The following is a 14,313-nucleotide window of genomic DNA, read 5'->3' as shown; positions in this document are numbered from 1 at the left end:
AAGGCCAGCGAGATGCTGGCCTTTTTAGTATTGAGCTAAGCCTATTTAGCGTCAGTAGCTTTCTCTTCTTGTGGTAATACCAAGTTAAGAATAATCGCTACGATGCCGCATAAACCCACACCTTTTAGGGTGAACTCACCTACGCCAACCGCCATGCCACCAATGCCAAATACTAAGGTCACTGAAACAATCACAAGGTTGCGTGGAATCGATAAATCCACTTGTTTGCTAATTAGAGTATTTAAACCAATGGCGGCAATAGCACCAAATAACAAACACATAATGCCGCCCATCACCGGTACTGGAATCGATAGTAATAAGGCACCTGTTTTACCCACAAAAGCTAGGCCAATCGCAAATACCGCAGCCCAAGTCATGATGATAGGGTTGTAGGTTTTAAGCAGGCTTACTGCGCCAGTTACCTCGCCGTAACTTACCACCGGCGGCGCACCAAAACTGGCGGCGGTTATGGTGGCTAAACCATCACCCAATAATGAGCGGTGAATGCCCGGCTTTTCTACAAAGTTTTTACCGGTTACGTTGGAGATGGCTAAGATGTCGCCAAAGTGTTCAATGGTAACAATCAAACCAATGGGGGCAATAAATAGAATGGCCTGCCAGTTAAATTCTGGCGTAACAAACTCTGGAATAGCAAACCAAGCCGCTTCGCTTACTGCAGTAAAATCCACCAAGCCAAAGAACAAGCTTAATATATAACCTACCGCAACACCGCTAATAATCGGCATTAGTTTTAACATGCCTTTGGCAAAAATCGATATCACAATGGTAGTGAATAAGGCTGCCAGTGAGATAAGAAGCGCTATGTCTTGCTCAACCAATACCGCTGAACCATCACCGGTTTTACCCAGTGCCATGTTTACCGCAACCGGTGCCAAGCCTAAACCAATCACCATAATCACTGGGCCAACAACAACTGGCGGTAAAAAACGCTCAATTACCTTAACGCCGCGTACTTTTACCACGGCACTAATAATTATGAACATTAAGCCTGCAGCCATTAAGCCGCTTAAGGTTGCCGGCAGGCCAAATTGTTGTGTACCCAAAATAATTGGGCCAATAAAGGCAAATGAACTTCCTAAGAAAATAGGAATCTGTCGCTTGGTGCAAATCTGAAAAATTAGAGTACCAATACCTGCACCCAACAGTGCGAGGTTAGGGCTTATGCCCGTTAATAGAGGTACTAGGGTGGTAGCGCCAAATGCAACAAGTAACATTTGTGCCCCAAGTAGTGGGGTGTTCATCCGTTATTCTCCCTGAACAAAAAAATTTGCTTAGTGTAAGCCGAAGGCTGTTATAAAAAAATGATCAAGGTTGTTACTCTACAAAAAAGGCTTTGTTTTATTATAGTTGCGTGATCTTTTAGACTTATGTAGCTAGATAGTTCAAAGTAGCATTCTACGCTAGGGGGTAATGTGGCAAAGCAGCAGAAACAAAAAATTTCGGAAGAAACGGTAGCAACAGCGGATGCAATAGCAAAAGCTAATCAGCGACCGGGCCAAACCAAAGATCAAACCAAATTGATATCGGCGGGTATTCAAAAAGGGATTGAGCAATACAAAAAGCAACATAAAGCTAAAATGCGTGAAGCCGACAAAGCCCGTAAAAAGCAGGCTCGCCAGCAAAGTGATAATCAAGTCGAAAGCCATGATGAGTCGCAAACGGAAAGTGTAAGTAAGCCGCAGGCGTTACCTTGGGTATTGCTGGGCTTGTCGTGGATAGGGTTTGCAGCCTATGTTTATAGTAATTTGCCAGCCTAGGAGCTAATGATGCGAGGCAAGCACGTGCTTATTCGCCCTTACCTACCCAGTGATGTTAGCGCTCATGCGCAGGCAGTGCGCGAAACCGCTATTAGCGGTTGTCGCTGGCTAGATTGGATGGAAGAGGATTACCCTGAAGACGAAAGCCGTTCATGGCTGGCCCTAAGCCAAGCAGCCATTGCCAAGAACATTGCTTTTGATATGGGGATCTTTGCCTGCCAAGGTGGCGAGTTTTTAGGGGCTATTGCAATTAATCGCATCGAATGGAATTACCGCTCAGCCAACTTAGGCTATTGGATAAAAGACAGTGCGAGTGGCAAAGGCATTGCCTCAGAAGCGGTGCGTTTAATGGCCGACTATGCCTTTAATGCCTTGCAGCTTAATCGCCTAGAGCTAGTGATAGCCGAAGAAAACTTTGCCAGCCGCAGAGTGGCCGAAAAGGCTGGCGCTCAGTTTGAATGCCTAGCTCGTGCGCGAGTATTGGATTATGGCAAACCTTGCCATGCGGCGGTTTATTCAATTATTGCCGAGGACTTAGAATAGCTAATCAGCTAACTGTCTACGCTTTTGAGGGGAATACGTCCCCGCTGGTTAATAAATTTGAGCATCGATTTGCCAAGCAACCAGGGTAGGTCTTGGTTTACCGCTTGATAGCCTAAATGGCTGGCCACATGGTTAGTGAACTGGTTCCAACCAACATTGGCTAATCGCCACGCCACACTTTTTTGCTGAGAAGCATCAATAAACAAATGAACAATGGCGCGAAAGCGTGGTGACTCTAAGCTGTCTAACCAAGTTAGGCGTAAACTTTCACGGCTGCTTAAATCCAAATGCTGAATAAAATTTTGGGTTAGTCGGCTATTTACCGCAGAGGTAATTGACTGCAAACTTGGAAAGCATTCATTCAGTTCAGCGTCGCTAATTCCACATTGGCTAGCGATGTTTTTCATCTCAATTTGCTGCCAATCGCCCTCTAATAAAAAGGCCAATACCTGATCGAGAATACGTTCTTTGAGCTGTTGCTCGGGTGATAAGTTTACTGGCGTCATGGTTCGCTTCCTGCGAATTAAGCGCACATCCATAACGCACGCTTAGGGTCTATAAAAATCGCTCAGGAAAGTCACTAATAACCATATCCAGCCATGGCAACAATGCGGTGATTTCGGTGGGCTCATTTACAGTGTATGTAGACAAACGATAACCCGCCAGTTTGATTTGTTTAGCTTGGGCGACACTCAGTTTTTGATAATTACAATGGCAAGCAACGGCATCAATGTCTGCGAGCTGTTGTCGCCAGTTTTCTGGAGGGGCTTCATAAAGCTGGGCGAGCTCTAATTGCTTGGCATGTTTATGTAAAAACAACAAAATTTGATGATCGAAGCTGGATATCAGCAAATCGCTTAAGGGAAAATTACAGTGTTCAATCTCCTCTAGCACTGCTTCGGCAAGCTGTTGGCGGGGCTGTTGGTGATACTTAAGCTCTAAATTTAGCTTCAAACCTAATTGTTTGGCGTGTATTAAATATTGGCGCAAGCTGGGGATTTGTTGGCCAATAAACTCTGGCGCAAACTTAACTCCAGCATCGATGGTTAGCAATTGATCTAAGCTGTGCTCAGCCACTTTGCCGCTGCTGTGGGTGCAGCGGTCTAAGTTTTCATCGTGAAATACTATAGCTTGGTGATCGCTTGCCAAAAATGTATCAAATTCAACCCAGCTTAAACCTAGCTCTGCAGCTCGGTCCAAACCGGCTAAGGTGTTTTCTGGTGCGCTACCTGCTGCGCCGCGATGCCCTACAATAATCGCCATAGATTTACCGTTAATAAGTTGTCTAATTCAGTGTAGCCCAGCAGACTAATGCCTGAATAATACAGATTTATGATTCTTCTAACAGGCTTGCGCCGCAGTGTTTACAGTAATCTGCATCGTGGTCGTGACCGGCGCGCTCACAATGTAGGCAGCGGTGTTCACTTTGCTCACGGCGCATTTCATTCACTAGCTCTGCGCCCACGATGCCAGTAGGCACCGTGATAATGGCAAAGCCGGTGATCATCACAAGGGCTGCTAGCGCTTGTCCAAGTGGAGTAGCTGGCGAGATATCTCCATATCCCACGGTGGTAATGGTAACAATCGCCCAGTAGATGCTCTTAGGAATACTGGTAAAGCCGTTTTCGGGCCCTTCAATGGCGTACATTAAGGCACCATAAATGGTGGTCATTAAGCAGATGCAAAACAGAAAGACTAAAATTTTGCGTCTTGCCAACATCAGTGCGCGTAGCAATACATTGGCCTCGCTCATGTAACGCACCAGTTTTAGTACCCGTAAAATACGCAGTATTCTCAGTAAACGGAACAACAACATCACTTGGGCGGCAGGGTAAAGCAGCGCCAGATAAGTAGGTAAAATGGCCAGCAGATCAACCACCCCGTAAAAACTCTTGGCGTACTCTTTTGGCTGCGGAGAACAATACAAGCGGGCGATATATTCAAGGGTGAAAAACAGCGTAAACACCACTTCTATGGCGATAAACCAGGTATGGTAAAGCTGTTCTAATTCACTGACCGAATCGAGAATTACTACTGTTACGCTGGCAATAATGGCAATCACCAATAATAAGTCAAAGCGTTTGCCAGCTTTGCTTTGGTAACCAAAAATAACGTTATACAGCCTTTGTTGAAAAGGGCTTTGCTGGGGTTGTTGATTAGACACGCCGTCATCCTTGCTGGTAGTTCTTCATTAAGTATATCGAGAAAAATGTGTAATGGCAGTTGCAGTATTTTCTGGTCTCTTAGTTATGCTTGAGTCAGTTTGCAATTCTCCAAGACAAACTCTCTAAATCGTTGGTTGGCGCGAGACATGTAGGCATCGCGTCGCCAGGCTAAACCTAACTCTAGGAAAAACGGTGGATTAAAACTGAGTGAGTGCAGTGCATCGCCCGGTTGAACCACCATGCTAAGCAAGGTGGTGATGCCGAAGTCTCTGGCAACAATCGATTTGATTAAGGGGATTAGGTTGGTTTGAAAAGAGACCTGCGGCACTTGCTGTTGCTCTCGGCTTATTTGCTCAATCACTTTATGGTGAAAATAACCCTCTCTAAACAATACCAACTCATGTTCTAAAAATTCGCGATGACTAATGCTGGTTTGTTGGCTTAGGGGATTGTCTTGGCTGCAACAGGCCAGTAATTCACCTTTATAAATTGGCTCACAATGCAGCTCTGGGGGCACATCGTGAGTAACCACTATGCCTAAATCTAGCTCGCCACTTAGTAATTTTTTTCGCACTAACTCTGTGCCAGCATCTACCACCGAGAGGTTAAGTTGTGGATAGAGGCTTTTAAAGCCCATTAGTAGGGGAGGGAAGAAGTAAGAGCCCATCATACTGGGAATACCAATGGTTACCGTGCCGCTTTCTAAGCCTTTTAAAGATTGCATGGCTTGTTCGGCGTCTTCGGCTTGTTTAAGCAATTGTATTGCGTGCTGGTAAAGAACTTGGCCTTCGGCGCTTAAGCTTACTTTACGCTCATTGCGTTGTAGCAATTGAATGGAGAGCTGCTGTTCCAACTTTTTTATGGTGGCACTAATTGCCGGTTGAGCGATGCCTAGTTGTTTGGCTGCAGCGGTGAAGCTACCGAGTTCCACAACGCTGACAAACTGGCGTAGCTGTCTGAGCTCCATTGCTTTATCCATAAATAAAATTTATAGCAGTGATAATACTAATATATTTTATTTATTGGTAGTGGAAGCTTAGGATTTAACTATTCCACGATGTCGAGCACGCTATGCAGTATCAGCAAAACAGTAAAGGTTTTTGGAAAGTCACCGCAGCGGTATCGGCCGCTTCACTGGTAACTTTTTTCAATTTGTATTTGGTGCAACCTTTGCTACCTATGTTTGCCAGTGAGTATCAAGTTTCTCCCTTGGCGGCAAGCGCGATGCTGTCGGCTGCCATGTTAGGCATGGCGTTAGGCTTGTTGTTGCTCGCCTCTTTGTCGGATGCCGTGGGCAGACGCAAGATTCTGCTGTTGTCTATCGCGTTGGTGCCATGTTTAAGCTTGCTGATTGGTTTGGCGCATCCCCAGTCGTTTTATGCCATTGTTGCGCTACGGTTTTTTCAAGGCGTATGCCTAGCGGGTGTACCAGCCGTAGCGATTGCTTACTTAGCTGAGCAGTTGGACTCTCGTGCTTTAATCAAAGCGGTGGGTATTTTTATTGCGGCAAACTCTTTAGGTGGAATTGGAGGGCGCTTACTCGGAGGTTGGAGCGCCGACTTGCTGGGCTCATGGCAAATGTCGTTTATGCTGGTAGCAATACTTAGCATGGTGATGGCGGTGTTGGTTATCTTGCTATTGCCCGCCGAACAACAACAAACTTTAGGTCGCTGGCGTTTATGCCAAAGCCTGGCTAACTACAAACGGCACATTCGCAACCCGCAGTTAGTATGCGCTTACTTAGTGGGGGGAGTAGGCTTTGGTGTGTTCATTAATCAGTTTTCTTACTTAACCTTTATTTTGGCAGAAGCGCCATTTTCTTTGCCTGCTAGTCTTACTTCGCTACTGTTTCTTAGTTACCTAGGCGGCACGTTTACCGCGAGCTCGGCGGGAAGAATTGCTCAGCGATATGGTAGTAAACGTTGTATCGTATTGGGTTTATTGGTGATGACTATTGCCAGTTTATTAAGTTTGTTTGGCGAACTTTGGATATTGCTATTGGCAATGGTGGTGTCTTCAATGGGCTTCTTTTTCTGCCATGCGCAAGCCAGTGCATGGGTAAACCAGCATGCTACTCAAGCTAAGGCCAGTGCTTCAGCGCTTTATACCATCAGCTATTACATTGGTGCGGCAAGTGGTGGCGCTTTAATGCAACCCTTCTTTAGTGCGTGGGGATGGCAGGGCATAGTGTTGGTAAGTGTTTGCTCACTGTCGGTGGTAGCATTTATGGCGCAGCGTTATCTCCGTTCAGAACCAGTGAATAGAGCCCTGTATCATAAGGCTCTATAGCTACGTTTTGCTTACTGAAGTAACAATCGTTGTTTTTCTAAATAGATTTCTTCGCTAATTAGCCCGTCCTCATGTAGCGCTTTTAGTTCTTTTAGTTGAACGGTAAGGCTAGGTTCTTGGGAGGCTTTCTTCGAAACCTGATTAATCGCCTGAGGTAAAAGTCGTTTAGTGTCATTTACGATATTTTTAATCCATCCTCTTGGGTTAAATGGCCTATCAACTTCGACTACTGGCTCACTTGGGCTCATGCCCGGTGTTGTATATGTTCGCGACCCTGTTGTATTTATATCTACGTGAGTATCACTATAATCAATGACTACTTTTGCCTTCGTATTACGCTTATGAAGGTGGGCTATGGTTTGGGATTCAAGTTGTTCATCAACGGTCCAACCTCGCCTGATTAAAGAGTCATATAAGGCGACTTTAACAGCCTCACTTGAAGCATTTGGCGCATCTACTTTAAAAGAGGTGGTATATACTTTGGCGTTAACTACAAAGGGAAATAGAACTAACAAAAGCAGCGTGTATATTCGGTGTGACATTTGAACTTTCTTCCTTGATATCTCAAATTTTTGCATAGGATATAATTGTTTATAGGTAACGCAATTACTTTTTCAGCTTAAGGCCATATTTGGGGGTTAAAACTCACAATTTGTTGGTTGTGTTACCGTAATGTTGTTTGGCTGGCCTATCATTGGGTCGCCATGGGCGGGAACTACATCTTCAAAATTTAGGGATATGAAGTTTTTTAAACTCACTAGCTTCTAGAGCGGCTGTTTCTAGTTAGCCAAAACCAATACTGTAGATTTAAATAGTTCACTCTTTCTGTTCAATACTTCTCCCAAATAGTTAATTTAGCTAACTTTGGCAAATCGAAATTAGAGCTTTCACTTCAAAAAACTGTCACTGAGTTGTCACATTTTGTTCGCCATTTTTGTGTTTTTTTGTCATTAAGTTTCGTCAGGCTAGACCAGTTAATGGCGCCGCTAGATGCGGCATTCTTATGGTCTCAGGGACGAGTATAATGAAACCCCAAAATGCAATTTTAATGGGCTTATGTGCCTTAGGTGCTAGTGCTCAAGCTAATGTACTAATCAGTGAATATATAGAAGGTAGTAGCTTTAATAAGGCAATTGAAATTGCCAATTATGGCAGCGAAAGTGTTGACCTAGCAGCTGGCGACTATCAGCTGCGCTTGTTTTCTAACGGTGCAAGTACTGCTACCAATACCCAAGCCTTAAGTGGCAACTTAGTGCCAGGCGAAACCTTAGTATTGGTAAATAGCAACGCAGTGATTGGTAATAACGACAACGCCCTTATCGCCCCTGGTGTTGGCATAGAATCAAGCGTGATTAATTTTAACGGCGATGACGCAGTAGGTCTGTACGCCAACGATGTCTTGTTGGATCGCATTGGTCAAATTGGCGTTCGCCAAACTTGGACTGACGGCGGTGCTTCAACCAAAGATCAAACCTTACGTCGCCTAGCAGAAAGTAGCCCAGATAATGACAATAGCCAAGAGTTTGTTATTTCATCTCGCTGGTTTAACTACGCAACAAACACTGTTGATGGCTTAGGCTGTATTGGCCAAGAAACTTGTGAGGATGATGGTGGTCCAGTTGATCCGCCAATCTCAGAAATTGGCCAATGTGGCGATGCAAGCACGGCTATTCATAGCATTCGCAGTGCTAACTTGCTTGACCAAGAAGTGGTGGTTGAAGCGGTAGTGGTTGGTGATTTCCAAGGTGACGCAAGCAATAATCAGTTGTCAGGATTCTTTGTGCAACATGCCGATGCTAACTGGGATGCCGACCAACAAACCTCAGAAGGCATATTTGTTTATCACTATGCCGACGAGGTTGAGCTAGGCCAACGAGTGCGAGTAAAAGCAACCTTAGCCACCTATAGCGGTGGTAATCAGCTTAAAGATGTAAGCGGCTTAATTGTGTGTGGCGAAGAAGCGCTGCCTAGCGCTACCAGCTTAAACCTGCCCTTAGCCGACGCAGACCTTTATCACCTAGAAGGTATGCGAGTGGTGCTACCACAAACCTTGCACGCCACACCTGCCTACACCTTTAATCGTTATGGCGAAACGGTGTTATCGCTAGGTAAGCGCTTTAAGTCTACCCAAGTTCATCCAGCCAATACGCCAGAAGCCGAAGCCTTAGCCCAAGCTAACCAGCTAAACCGTTTGGTGCTAGACGATGGCTTAAGCTCGCAGAACCCTGACGATATAGCTTACTTCCCTAACTTCTCGGCTTTAAATAGCCTGCGTGCTGGCTCGCAAGTAAGCAATGTAGAAGGGGTGATTAACTACAGTTTTGGTCAGTTTAGAGTGCAGCCTACTCAAATACCGACTTTTATCGACGCTAACCCACGAACTGCTGAGCCAGAGTTAAGTGAGCAAGGTAATTTAACCGTTGCAAGCTTTAACGTGCTTAACTTTTTCACCGATCTAGACATTGATAATGCAACAGATTTTCGTGGTGCTGACACCGCCGAAGAGTTTGAGCGTCAGCGTGCTAAATTAGTGTCTGCGATGGTTGCCATGAATGCCAATGTAGTGGGTTTAATGGAGCTACAAAACAATGGCTTTGAGCAAACTAGTGCTATTCAAAACTTGGTTGACGCGGTAAATGCTCAGCTGCCAGAGGAGCAACGCTATGCGGTGGTTAAGCCGCTAACAGAGCGGATTGGCGAAGACATGATCACCGTAGGGCTAATTTATCAACCTGGTGTAGTGTTGGTAGACGGTGATGCCCAGCTGATTAATGCCTATCCCTTTGATCAAGCAACCGCTAAGCACCGTGTTCCTTTAGTGCAAAAGTTCAGCATGCTAGCAGGTGGCGAAAGCCTTTATGTGGCAGTGAACCACTTTAAATCTAAGGGCAGTAATTGTAATGCCTTAGGTGACCCAGACATGGGCGATGGTCAAGGAAACTGTAATGGCCAGCGTACTTTAGCAGCGCAAACCCTTAGCCAGTTTTTTGTAGAAAAACAAAATGTACTGCTGCTGGGTGACTTTAACGCTTACGCTAAAGAAGACCCAATGTTGGCCTTCGAAAGTGCTGGTTTTACTAACCTAGTGCCGCAGTTTGAAGCCAATAGCTACTCTTACTATTACGATGAAGAGGCCGGTAGTTTAGACCACGCATTAGCCGACGCTGCTTTAACATCACGAGTACTTGATGCTACCGATTGGCACATTAATGCTGACGAGCCTACTGGTTTAGACTACAACACCGAGTATAAGTCTGACGCACAAATCACCAACTTTTACGCTCCTGATGCCTACCGTGCTTCTGATCATGACCCCGTGATCGTGGCCTTAGATATGCGCAGTGCTGGCAGTATTAGCTCGGTTTCTCAACTTAGCATTGTTGAGGGTAGCAATAGCCCGCTGGTAATTGAGCGCTTAGACGGAGATTACGGTGACGTGGTGCTTAAATTTCAAGTGATTGCAGGTTCGGCCGATGAGCAAGATCTACCGCTAATCAGTGGTGAGTTAAGCTGGTTGGATGGAGATATGAGCAGCCGCGAGCTAAACATCGCTGCTTATGCCGATGACTTAGTGGAAGGTAGCGAGAGTGCCTACTTGCAACTAAGCATTGAGCAAGGTGGCGCCAGTGTCGCGGCTCCGCAGGTAGAGCTGCTGATTGAAGACAATACGCCATTAAGTGTGGCGATGCGGTTTGAGCAAATAGAAGTCGATGAATCTGCCGGCAACATTAACATTCCATTAGTATTAAATGGGGAAGCCAACAGCACTATCACTGCATGGGCTTTGGTTTTACCGTCTTCAGCAAACTGGTTTGATTACCGCGCGCCGTTTATTCAGCGAGTGAAGTGGACTCAAGGTGAAAGCGGCGTTAAACATGTGCGTGCCAAAATTGTTGACGACAATCGCAAAGAGGGCAGCGAGCGCTTTAAAGTGTATTTGTTCTCAGCCTTCCCTGTTCAACTAGGCAACATTACTAGCACTTGGGTAAACATTAGCGACAACGACTAGTAAGTTTTAGGAAATAAAAAGGCGAGCGCTTAGCTCGCCTTTTTTCCATCTGTGTTAGCGTTTAGCTCTTGCTAGCCACAATGGCGTAAACCAGTGGTGACTCGTAATGCTCATGCTCCAATACAAACTCACCTTTGCTCCGCTCTTTTAAGTCTTCAAAGCAGTTATAAGGGCTGTAGTCATATTCCTTTAATAGTTCAATCTTTAGACCAGCTTTAATTAAGGCATTTACTACATCCGAAATAGGGTGTCCCCAAGTTAGCATTGGGCTCTCTTCACCATCGTCGTTTTCGGTGTAAGTACCTTCTTCATCAAGATCGGCCTCTTCACGGTGAAAGTAGCCATAGCCACTTAATAAGTCATGAATTGGGTGAAATTCTGCCAAGCACAACTTACCACCAGCTTTTAAGTTAGCCGCTACCACTTCTGCCCAATGGTTTATATCGGGTAGCCAACACAACGCGCCGTAAGAGACAAATACCCAATCATGAATCGCTTGGCTTTGCTCGGCGTAACCATAAACATCCTTACAAATGAATTCGGCGCTTAAGCCAGTTTTCTCGGCAAGTTCGTTGGCACGTTTAATCGCTTCGCTAGATAGATCTACCGCGGTTACCTCTGCACCTAGGCGCGCCCAAGATAAGCTGTCTAAGCCAAAATGACATTGCAGGTGCAATAACTTTTTGCCGTTTACATCGCCCATTAAGTCACGCTCTATCGACTTAAGTGAACTGTTGCCGGCGAGAAATCCGTCTACATCATAAAAATCAGAGTCTACATGCAGCTCGGTACGTTTATCCCAAGCGGTTTTGTTTAGTGCTAAATAGTCCATGCTCGCCACTATCTTAGTAAAGTGAATATGCCAAAAGTTTACCGCAAAGCATCAGTTTAAAGCATCATTGGCTGACAAATTTACAATTCTAGTGGCTGTTTTGGTGCTCACGGTGTTTAAGCAACATGTCTTCTAACATTATTAAGCCCAAGCAAACCCCATTGGGCCCCGTTACCGCCACCACGGTGTAGGGTTGATTAACAAACTGCTCGAATAGTTGGTCGAAGGAAGTATCTAAACTTACTTGCAAAAAGTCTTTGCTCATTACCTGATGGGCGCGCTTGTTTAGAGTCATTAAGTCGCGATTTTGCTCACCTTTGGTATTAAGGTAGGGGCTAATGGCAGCACTCACACCGCTTTGGTGCAGCACGCCCAAGCAGTGGCTATTTTCAATTACTAGCAAATGTCTCGAGTTGTGTATTTCAAACTTTTCTAGAGCAATGTTGAGTTTTTGGTCTGGACCAATTTTTGGAAAGTCACGGCGCATAATGGTTTGTGCATTTACCACGTTGTCTTGGTATAAGTTCTGTAAGAGCTGCCTATACACAGGGTCGTTATTGCTATTTAGAATTTGTTCTAGGCTGCGAGGTTTACTAAAAATATAGCCTTGCAGCATATCAACATTCATCTTGGAGAGTAGGTAAAGCTCTTGTTGGGTTTCTACACCTTCTGCGATAACTTTTCCCCCCATTTTATGGGTGAGCTTGCACAGCATATCTATCATTGCGTATTCATTAGATTCTTCCGTGAGCCCCGAGACAAAGGAGCGGTCAATTTTTACGATGTTCACCGGTATTTGGCGTAAGTAAGAAAACGAAGAGTAGCCAGTACCAAAGTCGTCCAGCGCAATGGCAATGTTGCGGGCCTTAAGCTTTTCCAGCCACTCCGCGTGGTAGTAAGAATCATCAAAGTAGGCTGACTCGGTAAGCTCTAAAGTAATAAGGCCTAAGTCGATATCGCTGGCTTCAAAGATTTTCAAGGTATCTTCCAGGCAGCAGTGAGAAACCCTATCATTAACTACCGAGCGATTAATCGACATGCCAATGTTGTCGTTGTGGTAGTGGCGTTGCAGCAAGGGTAAATCGTGTAAGGCTTGTTTAGTGACCGCCGCATCTATTTGATCAATCCAGTTGTATTCTTCCGCTATTTCAATAAGTTCTTGAATGCTATAAGGCAGTTGGGTATCTAATTTTACTCGGCATAATGCTTCAAATTTAACAATCTTTAGTTCGGGCAGGGCAACGATGGGTTGGTAGTAGGCTTCAACTTGGTTGGCGGCGAGAGCTTGCCTAAGCAAGGTAGCTAAGGTGGCTTTGCGATTAAAGCGTTTAGATAAGCGCCGGTCAAAATAATACAAAGACGACTCGTCACCTTGGCTATTAGCAATCAGTGCTTGGCTAGCATGTGCGAGCATTTGCGAAGGCGATGAAGCATCAATTTGCAATACCGATGCTCCACCGTGCACCGTGGCTGATAGGCCAATATCTTCATAGCTATTGTGGCCTTCAAGCACATTTAAAGCGTTTTTTAAGGTGTGCTCAATGTCTTCCATTTTTTTGGGCACAACCCAATAGGCTGCAAACATCTTCTCGTTTAGTATGCCCAAGTGACCGCTTTGACTAAGCTGACTAAAACGCTGCGCCACCAACCATTGGCGCGTCATTACGCTGGTGGATTGAGCTAAGCTAACGCTAAATACCAGCCCCACAATGGTGACTTCATTATTAAGCTGTTTGTATTCGGCATTTAACTTTTTGTTGAACGCGTTCTTGTCGGGAACATGCACTTTTGATTTAGCATTGGGATCGTCTTCGTCCCATAAATCGGTAGAGGTATCAAGGCGGTGACTCGATGAAACATAAACATGTTCTTCGCCTGGCAAATCAATCCGTTGAATGCGCGCTTCGTGAGCGTATACCTCACCTTGTTTGGTTTTTGCTAATAGCTCGCCAGTCCAAATTTTATGCTCATCTATGTGGCTCCACAGTTTCTGATAAAACGGTTTAGTATAGCGGCCGCTTTTAAGTATCGAGGCTGGCTGGCCTAATAACTCATGCTCTTGGTAACCCGTGTTGTTACACCATGCCTTGTTCACCAGCAAAATGGTGTGATTTAAATCTGCAATCATTAGGCCTTCATTAGACTGAGCAAAAACCTGTTTTAAAAATGCCAGTTCTTGTTGTTTAGTAAGGAAATACTGCTTTAATTCAATGGTGCCAGTAATTACTTTGTCGTTGGCTGGTAGGGCATTAATGACTATTTCGGCGATATAGCGATGCTGATAAGCGTTCAGAATAGCTGTTTGAATTATCGGCTTACCGGTTTCCATTACTTGTTTAATGTGCTTTTTAAGCAGCGCAAGTTGGGTCTTTTCAAAGGCTGCAAATAGCTGGGAAAGCGTTAATACTGATTGAGTAGGATAGCCTAACATCGCAATAAGCTGATGCGGGCAGGTAAAGCTGTTGTTTTGTAAGTCAATTGACCATGCTTGTGGAGCAAAACCTTTAACTTTTTGAAATGAAGATTCATCAACTATCATTTTGCAGCTCTCAGTGATGCATTAGGTTTGTGCTTGTCATTACAAATAACAATTAGATTACTCACTTAAACTCTAGCAAACCTTGAGTTAAGCTACTGACAAACTGGTGCCATTATTACCAATGGTTTGCGCTAGCTCATATTTGCTCTTTTTTGCTG

The 14,313-nt window shown here is 44.9% G+C and carries 12 protein-coding genes; 4 read left to right on the top strand and 8 right to left on the bottom strand.

Features of this window, described 5'->3' with window-relative positions:
• Nucleotides 1–41: 41 nt before the first annotated feature.
• Nucleotides 42–1,262 (bottom strand): uracil-xanthine permease family protein, encoded by a 1,221-nt coding sequence (locus K5609_RS15600; RefSeq protein ID WP_221074454.1) that lies wholly within the window; start codon nucleotides 1,260–1,262, stop codon nucleotides 42–44.
• A gap of 171 nt (nucleotides 1,263–1,433) precedes the next feature.
• Between K5609_RS15600 and K5609_RS15595 the strand changes: the two genes are divergently transcribed.
• Nucleotides 1,434–1,778: a DUF2956 domain-containing protein gene (locus K5609_RS15595; RefSeq protein WP_221074453.1), complete on the top strand. Its 345-nt coding sequence runs from the start codon at nucleotides 1,434–1,436 to the stop codon at nucleotides 1,776–1,778.
• Between the two features lie 6 nt (nucleotides 1,779–1,784).
• Nucleotides 1,785–2,321 carry a GNAT family N-acetyltransferase gene (locus K5609_RS15590; RefSeq protein WP_221074452.1) on the top strand — a complete coding sequence of 179 codons (537 nt, stop codon included), beginning with the start codon at nucleotides 1,785–1,787 and terminating at the stop codon, nucleotides 2,319–2,321.
• Between the two features lie 8 nt (nucleotides 2,322–2,329).
• On the opposite strand, the gene K5609_RS15585 is transcribed toward K5609_RS15590, so the two are convergent.
• The 4 genes from K5609_RS15585 to K5609_RS15570 all read right to left on the bottom strand — a co-directional run bounded on the left by K5609_RS15585 (nucleotide 2,330) and on the right by K5609_RS15570 (nucleotide 5,453).
• A complete protein-coding gene (locus K5609_RS15585) occupies nucleotides 2,330–2,827 on the bottom strand; it encodes a TetR/AcrR family transcriptional regulator (RefSeq protein ID WP_221074451.1) in 498 nt (165 codons plus the stop codon).
• A gap of 49 nt (nucleotides 2,828–2,876) precedes the next feature.
• Nucleotides 2,877–3,584, bottom strand: a complete 708-nt coding sequence (locus K5609_RS15580; protein WP_221074450.1) for a glycerophosphodiester phosphodiesterase family protein — start codon at nucleotides 3,582–3,584, stop codon at nucleotides 2,877–2,879.
• A gap of 67 nt (nucleotides 3,585–3,651) precedes the next feature.
• A complete protein-coding gene (locus K5609_RS15575) occupies nucleotides 3,652–4,485 on the bottom strand; it encodes an ion transporter (RefSeq protein ID WP_221074449.1) in 834 nt (277 codons plus the stop codon).
• An 83-nt stretch (nucleotides 4,486–4,568) separates the two neighbouring features.
• Complete coding sequence (locus K5609_RS15570; protein WP_221074448.1) at nucleotides 4,569–5,453, bottom strand: LysR family transcriptional regulator; 885 nt, start codon at nucleotides 5,451–5,453, stop codon at nucleotides 4,569–4,571.
• Between the two features lie 104 nt (nucleotides 5,454–5,557).
• Between K5609_RS15570 and K5609_RS15565 the strand changes: the two genes are divergently transcribed.
• Complete coding sequence (locus tag K5609_RS15565; RefSeq protein WP_221074447.1) at nucleotides 5,558–6,775, top strand: MFS transporter; 1,218 nt, start codon at nucleotides 5,558–5,560, stop codon at nucleotides 6,773–6,775.
• A gap of 11 nt (nucleotides 6,776–6,786) precedes the next feature.
• Here the strand turns inward: K5609_RS15565 and K5609_RS15560 are convergent, their stop codons facing one another.
• Nucleotides 6,787–7,317, bottom strand: coding sequence for an SHOCT domain-containing protein (locus K5609_RS15560; protein ID WP_221074446.1), 531 nt, complete (start codon nucleotides 7,315–7,317; stop codon nucleotides 6,787–6,789).
• A gap of 482 nt (nucleotides 7,318–7,799) precedes the next feature.
• On the opposite strand from K5609_RS15560, the gene K5609_RS15555 reads away from it, so the two are divergent.
• Nucleotides 7,800–10,784: an ExeM/NucH family extracellular endonuclease gene (locus K5609_RS15555; RefSeq protein ID WP_221074445.1), complete on the top strand. Its 2,985-nt coding sequence runs from the start codon at nucleotides 7,800–7,802 to the stop codon at nucleotides 10,782–10,784.
• Between the two features lie 61 nt (nucleotides 10,785–10,845).
• On the opposite strand, the gene K5609_RS15550 is transcribed toward K5609_RS15555, so the two are convergent.
• The gene (locus K5609_RS15550; protein WP_221074444.1) at nucleotides 10,846–11,616 is read right to left on the bottom strand and encodes a class I SAM-dependent methyltransferase; all 771 of its coding nucleotides are present in this window, start codon (nucleotides 11,614–11,616) and stop codon (nucleotides 10,846–10,848) included.
• An 88-nt stretch (nucleotides 11,617–11,704) separates the two neighbouring features.
• Entirely contained in the window at nucleotides 11,705–14,155 is a 2,451-nt protein-coding gene (locus K5609_RS15545; protein ID WP_221074443.1) for an EAL domain-containing protein, read from the bottom strand.
• Nucleotides 14,156–14,313: the final 158 nt, after the last annotated feature.

This window comes from Agarivorans aestuarii, assembly GCF_019670125.1.
GTDB lineage: Bacteria > Pseudomonadota > Gammaproteobacteria > Enterobacterales > Celerinatantimonadaceae > Agarivorans > Agarivorans aestuarii.
This window is presented reverse-complemented; position numbering and strand designations above follow the sequence as displayed.